Annotated in this window: 11 protein-coding genes and 1 pseudogene; 5 read left to right on the forward strand and 7 right to left on the reverse strand. The window is 64.9% G+C overall.

All coding sequences use genetic code 11. The features are described from left to right. Positions 1 to 25: 25 nt before the first annotated feature. The 3 genes from WS75_RS03945 to fdnG are packed head-to-tail and all read right to left on the reverse strand — an operon-like array spanning position 26 to position 4,645. Positions 26 to 652 (reverse strand): formate dehydrogenase subunit gamma, encoded by a 627-nt coding sequence (locus WS75_RS03945; RefSeq protein WP_059679245.1) that lies wholly within the window; start codon positions 650 to 652, stop codon positions 26 to 28. Beyond that, a complete protein-coding gene (fdxH, locus tag WS75_RS03950; protein ID WP_059679246.1) occupies positions 649 to 1,563 on the reverse strand; it encodes a formate dehydrogenase subunit beta in 915 nt (304 codons plus the stop codon). Before fdxH ends, WS75_RS03945 begins: the two co-directional genes overlap by 4 nt. A gap of 10 nt (positions 1,564 to 1,573) precedes the next feature. After that, the gene (fdnG, locus tag WS75_RS03955) at positions 1,574 to 4,645 is read right to left on the reverse strand and encodes a formate dehydrogenase-N subunit alpha (protein WP_082729490.1); all 3,072 of its coding nucleotides are present in this window, start codon (positions 4,643 to 4,645) and stop codon (positions 1,574 to 1,576) included. A gap of 140 nt (positions 4,646 to 4,785) precedes the next feature. Between fdnG and WS75_RS03965 the strand changes: the two genes are divergently transcribed. From WS75_RS03965 to WS75_RS03980, 3 genes are all read left to right on the forward strand, one after another. Next, a complete protein-coding gene (locus WS75_RS03965) occupies positions 4,786 to 5,706 on the forward strand; it encodes a YihY/virulence factor BrkB family protein (RefSeq protein WP_059679249.1) in 921 nt (306 codons plus the stop codon). Positions 5,707 to 6,130: 424 nt separating this feature from the next. Further along, positions 6,131 to 7,288: a porin gene (locus WS75_RS03970; RefSeq protein WP_059679250.1), complete on the forward strand. Its 1,158-nt coding sequence runs from the start codon at positions 6,131 to 6,133 to the stop codon at positions 7,286 to 7,288. Between the two features lie 469 nt (positions 7,289 to 7,757). Next, positions 7,758 to 8,231, forward strand: a complete 474-nt coding sequence (locus WS75_RS03980) for a VOC family protein (protein ID WP_059679252.1) — start codon at positions 7,758 to 7,760, stop codon at positions 8,229 to 8,231. A 139-nt stretch (positions 8,232 to 8,370) separates the two neighbouring features. Here the strand turns inward: WS75_RS03980 and WS75_RS03985 are convergent. Then, a pseudogene (locus WS75_RS03985) lies at positions 8,371 to 9,157 on the reverse strand (aminoglycoside adenylyltransferase family protein). Positions 9,158 to 9,411: 254 nt separating this feature from the next. Further along, complete coding sequence (locus WS75_RS03990; RefSeq protein WP_011548077.1) at positions 9,412 to 9,861, reverse strand: HU family DNA-binding protein; 450 nt, start codon at positions 9,859 to 9,861, stop codon at positions 9,412 to 9,414. A gap of 311 nt (positions 9,862 to 10,172) precedes the next feature. Between WS75_RS03990 and WS75_RS03995 the strand changes: the two genes are divergently transcribed. After that, the gene (locus WS75_RS03995; protein WP_059679253.1) at positions 10,173 to 11,291 is read left to right on the forward strand and encodes an acyltransferase family protein; all 1,119 of its coding nucleotides are present in this window, start codon (positions 10,173 to 10,175) and stop codon (positions 11,289 to 11,291) included. Positions 11,292 to 11,616: 325 nt separating this feature from the next. On the opposite strand, the gene galU is transcribed toward WS75_RS03995, so the two are convergent. Both galU and WS75_RS34025 read right to left on the reverse strand, forming a co-directional pair. Then, positions 11,617 to 12,504, reverse strand: a complete 888-nt coding sequence (gene galU, locus WS75_RS04000) for a UTP--glucose-1-phosphate uridylyltransferase GalU (protein ID WP_059679254.1) — start codon at positions 12,502 to 12,504, stop codon at positions 11,617 to 11,619. A 228-nt stretch (positions 12,505 to 12,732) separates the two neighbouring features. Beyond that, on the reverse strand, positions 12,733 to 12,876 hold the full coding sequence (locus WS75_RS34025; RefSeq protein ID WP_006479318.1) for a hypothetical protein: 144 nt from the start codon (positions 12,874 to 12,876) through the stop codon (positions 12,733 to 12,735). A gap of 213 nt (positions 12,877 to 13,089) precedes the next feature. Between WS75_RS34025 and WS75_RS04005 the strand changes: the two genes are divergently transcribed. Continuing rightward, positions 13,090 to 14,265, forward strand: a complete 1,176-nt coding sequence (locus WS75_RS04005) for an acyltransferase family protein (protein WP_059679255.1) — start codon at positions 13,090 to 13,092, stop codon at positions 14,263 to 14,265. Positions 14,266 to 14,597: the final 332 nt, after the last annotated feature.

Below are 14,597 nucleotides of genomic sequence, written 5' to 3' on the forward strand. Positions count from 1 at the left end.
CGGCGAGCCGCCCCGCTCCGGTGCGTTATTTCACGCTTTCACGGAACCACTTCGGGTGATGCTTGCGAGCCCAGCCCAGCGTGACGGTGCCGCGCACCATCGCGCCAATCGAGCCCTTCACCCACAACGCCGCGTAAATGTGCACGATGATGCTCGCGATCAGCACGAAGGCCGCCACGGCATGCACGACAGCGGCCGCGCGGATCACCCCGATCGGGAAGTAGAACGAGAAGTAGCGCCGCCAGATCACGACTCCCGACAGCAGGAGCAGCAGCAGGCACGCCACCAACGTGAAGAATAGCAGCTTCTGCCCGGCGTTATAGCGCCCGACAGGCGGCAGCTTGTCTTCCTGGTTGGTCAGCACGTCGCCGATCTGCTTGAGCCACTGCCGGTCGTCTGCGTCGAGCGTGTTGTGGTGCCAGAAGCGCACCACCAGGATCGCGAACGACACGAACATCACGAGGCCGACGAACGGATGCAGGATCCGCGTCCACTGGCCGCCGCCGAACAGCGCGGTGAGCCAGAACATCGACGGATGGAACAGCGCGAGCCCGGACAGCGCGAGCAGCACGAACGTGATCGCGGTGATCCAGTGGTTCGTGCGCTCGTTCGCCGAGTAGCGGACGATCAGGTTGGGGTCGTCGTGCTTCATTTTCCGTCCTCCTTGATGCGTCGCGCCTCGTCGCGGGCGGCGGCTTCCTCGTCCTCGCTGACCTCGTTCGGACCGACCCGGGTGTAGTGGAAGAACCCGGCCAGCGCGGTGAGCGCGAGACCGGCGACCGCGAGCGGCTTCGCGATGCCCTTCCACAGCTTCACCATCGGGCTGATCGACGGATTGTCGGGCAGCCCGTGGTACAGCGACGGCTTGTCCGCGTGGTGCAGCACGTACATCACGTGCGTGCCGCCGACGCCCTGCGGGTCATACAGCCCCGCATGCTCGAAGCCGCGCTCTTTCAGGTCCTCGATCCGCTCGGCCGCGTGCTGCTTCATGTCCTCCTTGGTGCCGAACACGATCGCGCCCGTCGGGCAGGTCTTCACGCAGGCCGGTTCCTGGCCGACCGCGACGCGGTCGGAACAGAGCGTGCACTTGTACGCGCGATGATCCTTCTTCGAGATCCGCGGGACGTTGAACGGGCAGCCGGTCACGCAATAGCCGCAACCGATGCAGTTCTCCTCGTGGAAATCGACGATCCCGTTGTTGTACTGCACGATCGCGCCCGGCGACGGACACGCCTTCAGGCAGCCCGGATCCTCGCAATGCATGCAGCCGTCCTTGCGGATCAGCCACTCGAGGTCGCCTGCCGGGTTCTCGTATTCGGAGAACCGCATCACCGTCCACGAGTGCTCGGACAGGTCGGCCGGGTTGTCGTACACGCCGACGTTGGTGCCGACCTCGTCGCGCAGGTCGTTCCACTCCATGCATGCCGTCTGGCATGCCTTGCAGCCGATGCACTTCGATACGTCGATCAGCTTCGCGACGCTCCCGGTCACCGGTTCGCGCACCGTGGGCGGTGGCGTCGTGGTGGCCGAGACGCGCTTGATATCCAGCGATTGCAATGCCATCTCGTTCCCCTTACGCCTTTTCGACCTTCACCAGGAACGACTTGAATTCCGGTGTGTACGAGTTGCCGTCGCCTACGGACGGAGTCAGGGTATTGGCGAGATAGCCAGGCTTCGTCAGCCCCTTGAAGCCCCAGTGCAACGGGACGCCGACCGTCTGGACCTTCTTGCCCTGGATCGTCAGCGGCTTGATCCGCTTCGTGACGAGCGCAACCGCGACGATGTAGCCGCGCTTGGACGACACCTTCACGCGATCGCCGTGCGCGACGCCGACTTCCTTCGCGAGATCTTCGCCGATCTCGACGAATTGCTCGGGCTGGATGATCGAATTCAGCCGCGCATGCTTGGTCCAGTAGTGGAAATGCTCGGTCAGCCGGTAAGTCGTCGCGACGTGCGGGAACTCCGACACCTTGCCGAACGACGCGCGGTCGTCCGGGAACACGCGGGCAGCCGGGTTGTTCAGCGCCTGCGGGTTGTCAGGGTGCAGCGGATTCGCCGCGAGCGGCGTCTCGAACGGCTCGTAGTGCTCGGGGAAAGGACCTTCGTTCATCCCCGCACGGGCGAAGAAGCGCGCGACACCTTCCGGGTTCATGATGAACGGCCCCATCCCGTTTTCGGGCGGCTCGTCCGCCTTGAAGTCCGGCACGTCGGCCCCCTTCCACGCACTGCCGTTCCAGCCGATCAGCTTGCGGGTCGGGTCGAACGGCTTGCCGGCGACGTCGCACGACGCGCGGTTGTACAGGATCCGCCGGTTGGCCGGCCACGCCCACGCCCAGTTCAGCGTCTGGCCGATGCCGGTCGGGTCCGAGTTGTCGCGCCGCCCCATCTGGTTGCCGGCCTGCGTCCAGGCACCGCAGAAGATCCAGCAGCCGCTCGCGGTCGTGCCGTCGTCCTTCAGCTGCGCGAACGCGGCGAGCTGCTCGCCCTTCTTCACGAGTGTCTTGGTCGGATCCTTCGGATCGGGCAGATCGGCGAGCGCCTTCCCGTTGAACTCCATCGCGAGCTCTTCGGGCGTCGGGCTTTCCGGGTTCGCGTACGGCCAGGTCAGGTTCACGATCGGGTCCGGATACTTGCCGCCGTCCGTCTGGTACATCTTGCGCATGCGCAGGAACAGCCCCGCCATGATCTCGAGGTCGCTCTTCGCCTCGCCCGGCGGCTCCGCGCCCTTCCAGTGCCATTGCAGCACGCGGCTCGAACTGACGAGCGAGCCGTTTTCCTCCGCGAAGCACGTGGTCGGCAGACGGAACACCTCGGTCTGGATCTTCGACGCATCGACGTCGTTGTAGTCGCCGTGATGCTTCCAGAACTCGGAGGTCTCGGTCGCGAGCGGATCCATGATCACGAGCCATTTCAGCTTCGCGAGGCCTGCTGCCGTCTTCACCTTCGACGGCGCCGCCGCGAGCGGGTTGAAGCCCTGGCAGATGTAGCCGTTCATCTTGCCGGCATTCATCAGCTCGATCGCCTGCAGCAGGTCGTACTGCTTGTCCAGCTTCGGCAGGTAGTCGTAGGCCCAGTTGTTCTCGGCTGTCGCCGCATCGCCCCACCACGACTTCATGAAGCTGACGTGGAAAGCCTTGTAGTTCTTCCAGTAGCTGAGCTGGTTCGGCCGCAGCGGCAGTTGCACGCGCTTCTTGATGTAGCCGTCGAAATCCTGCTCGGCCTGCATCGGCAGCGTCATGTAGCCCGGCAGCAGGTTCGACATCAGCCCGAGGTCGGTCAAGCCCTGGATGTTCGAGTGGCCGCGCAGTGCGTTCATGCCGCCGCCGGCGATGCCGATGTTGCCGAGCAGCAACTGCACCATCGCGCCGGTGCGGATGATCTGCGCGCCGATCGAATGGTGGGTCCAGCCGAGCGCGTACAGCACCGTGCCGGCGCGGCCGGGAACGGCCGTCGTCGCGAGCATTTCGCACACCTTCAGGAATTTCTCCTTCGGCGTGCCGCACGTCTGCTGGACCATGTCCGGCGTATAGCGCGCGTAGTGCTGCTTGAGCAGGTTGTACACGCAGCGCGGATGCTGCAGCGTCGGGTCGACCTTCACGAAGCCGTCGTCGCCGCGTTCGTAGTCCCAGCTCGATTTGTCCGGATACGCGTGTTTCTCCGCGTCGTAGCCGGAATAGATGCCGTCGTTGAACGCGAAATCCTCGCGCACGATGAACGAGAAGTCCGTGTAGTTCTTCACGTACTCATGCTGGATCTTGTCGTTCGTCAGCAGATAGTTGATCACACCGCCCAGGAAGACGATGTCGGTGCCGGTGCGGATCGGCGCGTAGTAGTCGGCCACCGAGGCCGTACGCGTGAAGCGCGGGTCGACGACGATCAGCCGCGCCTTGCGGTGCGCCTTCGCCTCCGTTACCCACTTGAAACCGCACGGATGGGCCTCGGCTGCATTGCCGCCCATCACGAGAATCACGTCCGCGTTCTTGATGTCGACCCAATGGTTCGTCATCGCTCCACGGCCAAACGTCGGGGCAAGACCTGCCACCGTCGGGCCATGTCAGACACGCGCCTGATTGTCGAATGCGAGCATCCCCAGACTGCGGATGGTCTTGTGCGTCAGGTAGCCCACTTCGTTGCTGCCCGCCGACGCGGCCAGCATGCCGGTGGTCAGCCAGCGGTTGACCTTCGCGCCGTCTTCGGTCGTCTCGACGAAGTTCGCGTCGCGGTCGGCCTTCATCAGCTTCGCGATCCGGTCGAGCGCGTCGTTCCACGAAATCGGTTCCCACTTGTCCGAGCCGGGCGCCCGGTATTCGGGATGCGTCAGACGGTTCGGGCTGTGGATGAAGTCGATCAGGCTCGCGCCCTTCGGGCACAGCGTGCCGCGATTGACGGGATGGTCGGGATCGCCTTCGATATGGATGATGCTCGGCTGTGCGTTCTTCGCGCCGTCACCGAGGCTGTACATCAGGATGCCGCAACCCACCGAGCAGTAAGGGCAGGTGTTGCGCGTTTCGACTGTGCGCGCCAGCTTGTACTGTCGGACCTCGGCGAGCGCTTCCGTCGGAGAAAAGCCCATCAGGGCAAGACTCGATCCGGCAAGCGACGTGGCCGTCACCTTCAGGAACTGGCGCCTGGACATTTGTAGCATGATGGTCTCGGCGTTTTTGTGGGGTGGGGTGAAACTGAAAGGAATTATAGACATTGAGCGCAACTATGATGCAATCCTCGGATCAATACCGATTTGTCTGATCCACCGATGTCCGGCGATCAGCGCGCAACCGAACCGTCATGAAACGACAGATCACTTCCGAAGCTACCCGCCTCGCACAACGACAGGCCAACTGGGCACTCAACGCGTTCAAGCGCTTCTCGTCCGACCGCTGCTCGGCGATGGCCGCTAGCATCGCGTTCTTCTCCGCGTTTTCGCTCGCGCCGACGCTCGTGATGGTGATCGCCGTGGCCGGCTGGTTCTACGGCGACGACGCCGCACGCGGCCAGGTATTCGAGCAGGCGCATCAGTTGATCGGCGACGACGCGGCGGCCAGCATCCAGACGATCGTGCAGAACGCCCATCGCGCGGGCCAGCGCGGCGGGATCGCGACGCTGATCTCGTTCGCCGCGCTCGCGATCGGCGCGTCGGCGACGTTCGCGTCGCTGAACACCGCGCTGAGCGTGATCTGGCCGAGCACGGAAAGCCGCTGGTCGAGCATGCTCGGGCTCGTGCGCGTGCGGCTGGTTTCGTTCGGGCTCGTGCTCGGCGTCGCGTTCCTGCTGATCGTGTCGCTGGTGCTCGACACCGCGATCACGTTCATCGGTACCTGGCTGCTCGGCGATTCGCCGTACGTCGCGATCACCAACCTGCTGCAGTTCTTCGTCGGCATCGCGGTGCTCGCGGGCGCGTTCGCCGCGCTGATGAAGTTCCTGCCCGATGCGCGCGTCGCATGGCGCGACGCGATGACCGGCGGGATCGTCTCCGCGATCCTGTTCTCGGGCGGCAAGAAGCTGTTCGCGCTGTATCTCGCGCATGCGGGCACGGCCAGCGCGTTCGGCGCGGCCGGATCGTTCGCGGTCCTGCTGATGTGGCTGTACTTCTCGGCGGCCGTGCTACTGCTCGGCGCGGAATTCGCGGCCGCGCGCGGCGATGCGCATCGCCGCACCGACAACGTTGCGGCCGTGTCCGCGCAGCCGGATCGCGCAGGCGGCGACTGATTCCCCACGCATTGCTTCCCGCGCACCGCGCGCATCGTATCGCCGCCCTACGCGACCGCCGCCCGTTGCGCAACCACCCTGCCCGCTGGGCAATCCTGCAACTTTGATGCGTTCATTACATCGGCAAGCGATGCGCGCTGCAAAGGCAAACGTTTGCACACCCCGATTTCCGTGCGCGACCCCGCGAAACTTGCCCCTTCCCTGCTGGGCGCATCAACCGCTGCAACAATCGCAGCGCAGCAATTGTCAACTATTTCAAAAAGAGGAACAGTCCTTGATGTGCTTGATATATATGGACTTTTTCCCGCTGTTACCTTTTCGAGACACTTTATTTTTTAAGCTTTCTTGCATGGTTGGCACTGAGCTATTCTCCAATCCGCAACAAATAACGAATGACGATTCATTTGCGTGGAGATACTCAACGATGAAGAAACTCGCACTCTCGACCCTCTCGCTCGCCCTGCTGGGCGCCGCCGGCGCTGCTCACGCTCAATCGAGCGTCACGCTGTACGGCGTGATCGATACGTCGATCGCATGGGTTCACGGCAACAACGGCGAAGCCAACAACTCGTGGCAAATGCTGTCGGGCAACCTGCAAGGCAGCCGTTGGGGCCTGAAAGGCGCTGAAGACCTCGGCGGTGGCCTGAAGGCGATCTTCCAGTTGGAAAACGGTTTTGATCCGGGCACCGGCCACCTGAACCAGGGCGGTCGCATGTTCGGTCGTCAGGCATACGTCGGCCTCGAAAGCAGCCAGTACGGCACGCTGACGCTCGGCCGCCAGTACGACCCGCTGGTCGACCTGGTCCAGGCAGTCACGGCTGACAACTACTTCGGCAGCGTGATGGCAACGCCGGGCGACGTCGACAACAACGACAACTCGCTGCGCGTCAGCAACGCAATCAAGTACACGTCGCCGGTCTGGGCAGGCTTCCAGGTCGAAGGCATGTACGCCCTCGGCGGCGTTGCAGGCAAGACGGGTTCGGGCCAGACGTGGTCGGTCGCAGCTGCATACAACAACGGCCCGGTCGGCGTTGCAGCAGGCTACTTCTACGCAGCCAACCCGTCGCCGACGACGGCTGTCGGCCGCGCAGGCTGGGGTTCGACGACGTCCGACGCGATCTTCGACGGCCCGATCAACTCGGGTTACGCAACGGCGAAGTCGATCGCCATCGCGCAAGTCGCAGGCCAGTACGCCCTCGGCCCGGTGACCTTCGGCCTCGGCTACAGCAACGCACAGTACAAGCCGGACGCATTCTCGGGCTTCGGCTCGACCGAAAAGTACAACACGGGCCGCGCGTTCGTGACGTACCAGGTCACGCCGCCGCTGCTGCTGGGCCTCGGCTACTCGTACACGAAGGCGAGCGGCGACACGTCGGCGAAGTACCACCAAGTCGGTATCGGCGCGGACTACTCGCTGTCGAAGCGTACGGACGTCTACCTGGTTGGTGCATACCAGCACGCGAGCGGCACGCAGCTCGTCGACGGCGTGCAGCAAACCGCGCAAGCGTCGATCGCATCGTACGGCTACGCCGGCAAGAGCTCGGCCGAGCTGGTCGCGGTCGGCATTCGCCACAAGTTCTAAGAAGTACGTTTCCGGTGTGCATGGCGTCTCCGACGCCATGTCGCCGAACTGCAAAACCAGTCACTGGCTTCGGCCATGGCTGGTTTTTTTTCGTCCGTTGCCGGCGCCGCCGTGGCGGGCGATGGCCGTGGTCGGCACGCTGGGTACGGCAACCGGCCGGGAGCGGTTCCTGAGCCGCCTGTCGCGCGCTGGAAGCCTGTCCAACGCATCCGGACACCCCTTGCTGTCCGAGAGCTGCATACGGCCGGTCAGGCGCACGCCGCCGCGCGGGCCACGCCATATCCCTCTTGACGCGTGACAACGGGATCCGTCATCGCAACGGACGCTTGTCCGTCCGCCCTGCCGATTTCGATGCCGTGACGCGCAGCACGATGCTTCGACGTGTCGATTTCGACGGCCTTCGTCCGTCGTATCGATGGCGGCACGCAGATTGCGCCGTCCCTCATCGACATCCGACAGGAGACGCTCCATGACGATTCAGAAGATCACGCCGTTCCTCTGGTACGCGACGGAAGCCGAAGACGCCGCAGCCTTCTACGCCGGCATTTTTCCGAACTCGCGCGTCGTGCGCGTCACGGCGGTAGCCGGCACCAGCGGCACGCGGATGGTCGAATTCGAGCTGTTCGGCCAGCCGTTCATCGCGATGAGCCACCCGCGCACCGAGACGTTCAACCACGCGATCTCGCTGATGGTCAGTTGCGCCGACCAGGCCGAACTCGACCGCTACTGGAGCGCGCTGCTCGACGACGGCGGCACGGCCGACGGCTGCGGCTGGCTGCGTGACCGCTTCGGCGTCTCGTGGCAGATCGTTCCCGATGCGCTGATTCCGATGATGGCCGACCGTGACGAGGCCAAGGCGGCGCGCGTGGCCGCGGCCATGATGCAGATGACGAAGTTCGACGTCGCCACGCTGAAGGCCGCCTACGCGGGCATGGCGGGCTGACGAAGCTCGGGCGCTGCGGCGTCCCTCGCGCGGGCAGCGGCACGCCTGTGGTGCGCGTGCGATACGCGCATGATCGCGGCCGTCGACGCGATTGCATCGCGCCGCGAAGCAATCGCGGGCAGCGGCGGTTGGCGCGCGGCTATGCCGACAACATGGCGTCGACGATCCGTCGCACGGCACGCACGAATGCGGCGACCGGTTCGCCCGACCACAGCGTGTCGGCACCGTCACCGTCGCCGCACAGATAGACGGTACGCGCGGCCGACAGGACGGGCCGGTACGTGTCGGGCAGGCGCTGCGGCGCTCACGTCGCGGCGACATCCTTCGGCGCGATCCCGCCGGTTGTGGCGCTGTACCAGATGCGTGCGAGCGCGAGCACGACGTTGCATTCGTCGCCGCGCCAGTCCGGCTCTGCATCCTACTGTGCAACCGTAGCGAGGAGCGCGGCGACGAAATCGCTTGCGGGCACCACGCCGAACCCTGCGGCCGCGCAACGTCGTGCTGCCGCACCTTCGTCAACAGAATCGCCAGATCGTGATCGACGCACGCCGGCTCGACGATACCCGCGCGCAGATCGCGGCGCTGCCATTCGCCGAATTGCAGTTCGCGCCGGGCCGGATGACGCCACGGCACCCCGCCGCCGCGCACGACCACCGCTACTTCCAGCGCGCGCACGCGTGCCGCACTCCGCGGCGGCGCAGACACGTCGAGCAAGTCGAGCATCAGAGCGCGCGCCGCACCGCTTCGCCCGGCGATGCGGCAACCGTCATCAGCAGGTCGATGTCGCTGCGCGGTTTCAGGCCGCCGTCGAGCGCCGAACCGAACAGATGCATCGCCTGCCGCGTCGCGCCGAGATGCCGTTCGATCGCGGCGCACGCGACCGTCACCTGGTCGGCGATCTCGACGAAAACGATCGTCGCGTTCATGGCGCGAAACCCGCGCGACACACGCGCAACGCGTGGCGATACCCAGCCGCGCGCCGGCACGAACACGACGATCCGGCCATCCCTGCAAGCGGCCCGCTACGCCGGATGCGCATCACGTCATGCCGTATCCGCGCCATGCGATGCCGACGCGGCCGCGCGATTTGCGCGGCGCAATAAAAATCCCCGCACGCTTTCGCGTACGGGGACTGTCGGACATCGCAACGGCCGCCGCATTCGGCGACCGTTACGCGGCATTACGCAGCCGCGTCCTTCAGCTTCTTCAGCGCACGTGCCTTCACGCGCACGCTGGCCGGCTTTGCCGGGAACCAGCGCTCTTCGCCCGTGAACGGATCCTTGCCGAAGCGCTTCTTCTTCGCCGGCACGACTTGCGCCGTGATCTTCAGCAGACCCGGCAGCGTGAACTCGCCTGCGCCCTTCTTGTGAACCGAGCCCAGCACGACGTTCTCGAGTGCGACGAGCACTGCCTTGACCGCCTTCACTTCGACAGCTGCGCGCTCAGCGATGTGCGTTGCGAGCGATGCCTTCGTGAACTTGTCCTTCAGCGGCGTCGGAGCAGCCGGTGCTGCCTTCGCGACAGCCTTCTTGGCCACTACTTTCTTCGCGGGCGCAGCCTTTTTGGCAGCCACTTTCTTGGTGGCCGGTGCGGCAGCCTTCTTGGCCACCTTTTTTGCGGAAGTCGCCATGTTTCTCCTACCAGGTGTGGTCGTTGGATACACGAAGCGTGCAACGCGCGCGCTTCAACGCCGGATTCTACAAGCGCCTTGACGCTTCGTGGAGTACTTTTATGCGTTTTCGCGGGGTTTCCCGCAGGTTTTGTTGCGCGCGACCGACTTCGACGGCGCGCCAGGGTCTGTTTACGCATCGAACGCGCACGCGCAAACAGACCCTGGCATCGAAAAACGCCTTCACGTATACGTCCAAACGCGTCCGATCGCGAATTACGTTCGATATTTGCGCACCTATACTGACTTCGCTCAGTGCCCCGGATGCCTTCATGCGCGAAGTCAGATACGTCAAAGGACTCGACGGCCTGCGAGCCATCGCCGTCATCCTCGTTTTCCTGTCCCACAAGGGCCACGTCCTCGCTGTCGACGTGGGCAAGCTCGGTGTGTGGACGTTCTTCTTCATCAGCGGATTCCTGATCGTCGGCGAACTGCATCGCAATCGTCAGGCGATCGAGTGCGGCGCGATGACGCGCCGCCACGCGCTGGCGCTGTTTCTCGCGAAGCGCGCACTGCGGATCTTTCCGGTCTACTACCTGCTGCTCGCCGCGCTCGCGATCGCGCAAGCGCTGTTCTACCAGCGCGGCGTCGATCTCGGGCTCGCGTGGCACGCCACGTTCCTGTCGAATTACTGGATCGGCGTCGTCAAGGACGGCTGGCCGGGCTCCACGTCGCACTTCTGGAGCCTCGCGGTTGAGCAGCAGTTCTATCTGATTGCACCGCTCACGCTGCTCGCGGTGCCGGCCGCGCGCCACGTCGTGCTCGGCGTCGTGGCCGTCGTGCTGTGCGCGTTCGCGCATCTCGCGCTCTACGCGGTCGACGCATCGCCGGTGCTGATCTACGCGTTTTCCCCGTGGAATTTCGCGCTGATCGCGCTGGGTGGCGTCGGTGCGATGGCGCTCGCCGATCGCGGCCAGGACGTCGTCCGCCGCATTCCGCCCGGCTGGCTCGGCGCCGCCGGCGTCGTGTTCTTCCTCGCACTGCCCGCGTTCACGATGCTGCCGGACGTCGTCACGGGGCTCGCGGATCTCGGCCTGTCCGCGTCGCTCGGCGCGCTGATGCTGTGGATCGTCACCGAACCCGACCATCCGGCGGTGACACTGCTCGACTGGGCACCGCTCGTCTATCTCGGCACGATCAGCTACGGCTTCTATCTGTTCCACAACCTGATTCCGGCACGTTTCGGGGAGATGCCCGCGCTGTTCGCGCACGTGCCGATGCCCGCAATCGTCCGGGACGTGCTGCCCGAACTGCTGCAGTTCGCGCTCGCCGTGCTGCTTGCCCATCTGTCGTGGCGCTATCTGGAAAGGCGCCTGCTCGACTTCAAGAAGCCGATCTCCGCGACGCTGGCGCGCTACTTCGTCGCGCGGCCGAGCACGTCGCCGCACTGAGCGCGATACCGGCACGGACGCGACGCAGCCGGCAAGCAACCATCGTTCATCAGGCCGCATGCGACCGGCGCGTCGGCACCGGTTTCACCGCCTCGGTGTCCGGCATCCGGCGCATCGCGCAACGCGCGCCCGAGCCGGCATCACCGTCTGGCGGCATACCAGAATCGTCGCGTACGCACCCGCTGGAATCCGCCCGAATTCAGCCCTGCCGCTCACCCGCCGCCGCATGCCTGCGCTTCGTCCACACGCAAAAAAGCCCCGACGCACGAGGCAGCCGGGGCCAACGGAACAACCACCACCTGAAACAACGGAGCAGCGCGGCTGCTTATGCGACAGCAGCGAGCGCGGGCAGACAGGTACGCAGGTACGCCTCGAATTCGCGGCTCACTTCCGGATGCTGGAGCGCGAGTTCGACGGTCGCCTTGAGATAGCCGATCTTGCTGCCGCAATCGAAACGCGTGCCGTAGTAGCGATACGCGAGCACCTGTTCGTTCGCGAGCAGCGTCTGGACCGCGTCGGTCAGCTGCAACTCGCCGCCGGCGCCCGGCTTGAGCTTGCGCAGGTGATCGAAGATCGTCGGCATGAACACGTAGCGGCCGACCACGCCGAGGTTCGACGGCGCGTCTTCCGGCGCCGGCTTCTCGATGATGCCCGACAGCTTGATGATGTCCTCTTCCCACTCGCGGCCTTCGACGACACCGTACGAGCGGCTGTCCTCGCGCGCGATCGTCTCGACCCCGATCACCGAGCTGTGATAGTGGTCGAACACGTCGACGAGCTGCTTGAGCACCGGCTGTTCGCCGTGCAGCAGGTCGTCGGCGAGGATCACCGCGAACGGCTCGCCGTGCACGAGCTTTTCCGCGCACAGCACCGCGTGGCCGAGACCGAGCGCTTCCGGCTGGCGCACGTAGAAGCAGTTCACGTGGCTCGGCTTGATGCCGCGCACGAGTTCGAGCAGCTTTTCCTTGCCGCGCGCCTCGAGTTCGGCCTCGATCTCGTACGACTTGTCGAAGTGATCCTCGATCGCGCGCTTGCTGCGCCCGGTCACGAAGATCATCTCGGTGATACCGGCGTTGATCGCTTCCTCGACCGCGTACTGGATCAGCGGCTTGTCGACGACGGGCAGCATCTCCTTCGGGCTCGCCTTCGTTGCCGGGAGGAACCGCGTGCCGAGACCGGCGACGGGGAACACGGCCTTGGTGACTTTCAACATGTTCGCATCCTGGTTGCGTTGACTGCGCCGCGTCGCTGGGCGACCCGGCGCGATTGTTTTTCGAACGGCATATCGAGAACCGGCGGCACGGCCCATTCCACTCCGCTCATTTTCGATATGGACCTGTTGCCCATGTTTCCGGAAAATGGATAATCCGCGCATCCGGTCGATATTGCCGAACCCGATGCCGAAACATAAACAAATTACCGATTTTCCGGATACAAATTCTTACGATTCGAATTCCTCGATATACGGGACGCCGCCCCGCTCGAGGCCCGGGCGAATCGGCTCGTTCTTCAGCGCCTCGCGGTACGCCGACAGCACGGCCATGACCAGCAGTACTGCCGCGCTCGCGATCCAATGCATGTCCATCTTGCCGCTCCTTGCATCAATCAACTGGAGCTTCAAACTATCAGAAAAAAATCGGCAAATAATTGTGGCGACGACGGAACCGCTTTCAGACCGGAATAAAACCACAATCCGAAACACCATTATTTCCCGGCGATATTTCTTTATTCATTCGATCGAATTCTTGCGCATTACGATTGGACCATCCCCTTCATCCGTCGCAAGGAATCGAATCGCATGCAAGCTTCCAGCGGATCGTCTTTGACCGCGCCACCCGTCGCCGACCACAAGGAACACGTGATCGACGCGATGCGCGGGTTCGCGGCGCTGCTCGTCGCCTATTTCCACTGCCGCCAGGTCGTCTGGGTCGGCATGCAGAGCTTCCATCACGCTTACGGTCATGCGCTGAACCCGAGCGTAATCGCCGGCTACCTGACCTTCCCGTTCGCGTGGGGCTCCGCCGGCGTGCCGATCTTCTTCGTGATCAGCGGCTACTGCATCCACCGCAACGCGGCGCTCAAGCTCGCGGCCAACCCGGCGTACCGGCTCGACGCGCCGAACTTCTGGGCGCGCCGCTTCGCGCGCATCTACCCGGTGCTGCTCGCCGCGCTGCTGTTCACGCTCGCGATGGACGCGGTCAGCCTGCAGATCGCGCCGGTCAGCCACAAGATCCGCGACGTCGGCATCACCGCGTTCCTGGTGAACCTGTTCTCGCTGCAGGGCGTCGCCGGCTACACGTACGGGTCGAACGGCGCGCTGTGGACGCTGTCGCTCGAAGTGCAGTTCTATGCGATCTACCCGCTGCTGTTCGCGCTGCGCCGTCGGATCGGCATGCCGGCCATCGTGGCGGCCGTCGCGCTCGTCAACGTCGCGTCGGCGTGGCTGCTCGAGCGGCACGACCTGCAGTTCTTCACGTCGTACTGGCTGTCCTGGACGGTCGGCGCATGGATCGCCGACCTGCGCGCGCAGCCGGCGCGCGGCACGGCCGCCGTGCCTTCGCGCGCCTGGTATCTCGCGGCCGCCGCGCTGCTGGCCGCGGGCTGCGGCGCGTTCCATTTCGGCCAGTACGGCGCGTTCCAGCTGTGGGCGGCCGGCTTCGCGTGCTTCCTGTACCGCGCGCTCGCCTGCCCGCCGCGCCCGACGCCGCTGTTGCGCGTGCTCGGCTGGTTCGGCGACTTCAGCTACTCGCTGTACCTGATCCATCTGCCGCTGTTCGTCTGCCTCGGCTCGGTGCTGTTCCACTCCGAACTGCAACTGTCGATCTGGCCGTCGATCGCGTTCATGGCCGCCGCGATTCCGGTCGCCTACGTGTTCTACCGGCTGTTCGAGCGCCCCGCGATGATGTGGTCGGCCAGCCTGAAGCCGACTCGCGCGGCCCGCGTCGTGGCGCCGGCACCCGAACGGGCTGTCTGAGCGCGCCCTGACCGGCGCTCCCTGCCCCCCCGCACGTCCTCAAGTCGTACGGGGGCATCTTCATGAGCGCGACGCGCGCGGGGATGCATTTGCGCGTCGTCGGGTGCGGCTGGTATGACGTACCGAAGTGCTCATGAGGCGTCACACGCCGCCTGGGCGGCTGCGCTACCGTCGCGTCGCCCGCCCCCTCGCCGGCCTCACTGCATCGCCTCACGGCGTTCCGTGAAGCAATTCCGATCCAGACGGCGATTGCTCCCCCAAGGCCCCATGCGCGAACGCATCATCAGCTCGCCTCCGGCAACCCATGCCTGACGCGTAACAGGCTCCCGCCC

It is taken from the genome of Burkholderia sp. FL-7-2-10-S1-D7, from assembly GCF_001524185.1.
GTDB classification, from domain to species: domain Bacteria; phylum Pseudomonadota; class Gammaproteobacteria; order Burkholderiales; family Burkholderiaceae; genus Burkholderia; species Burkholderia diffusa.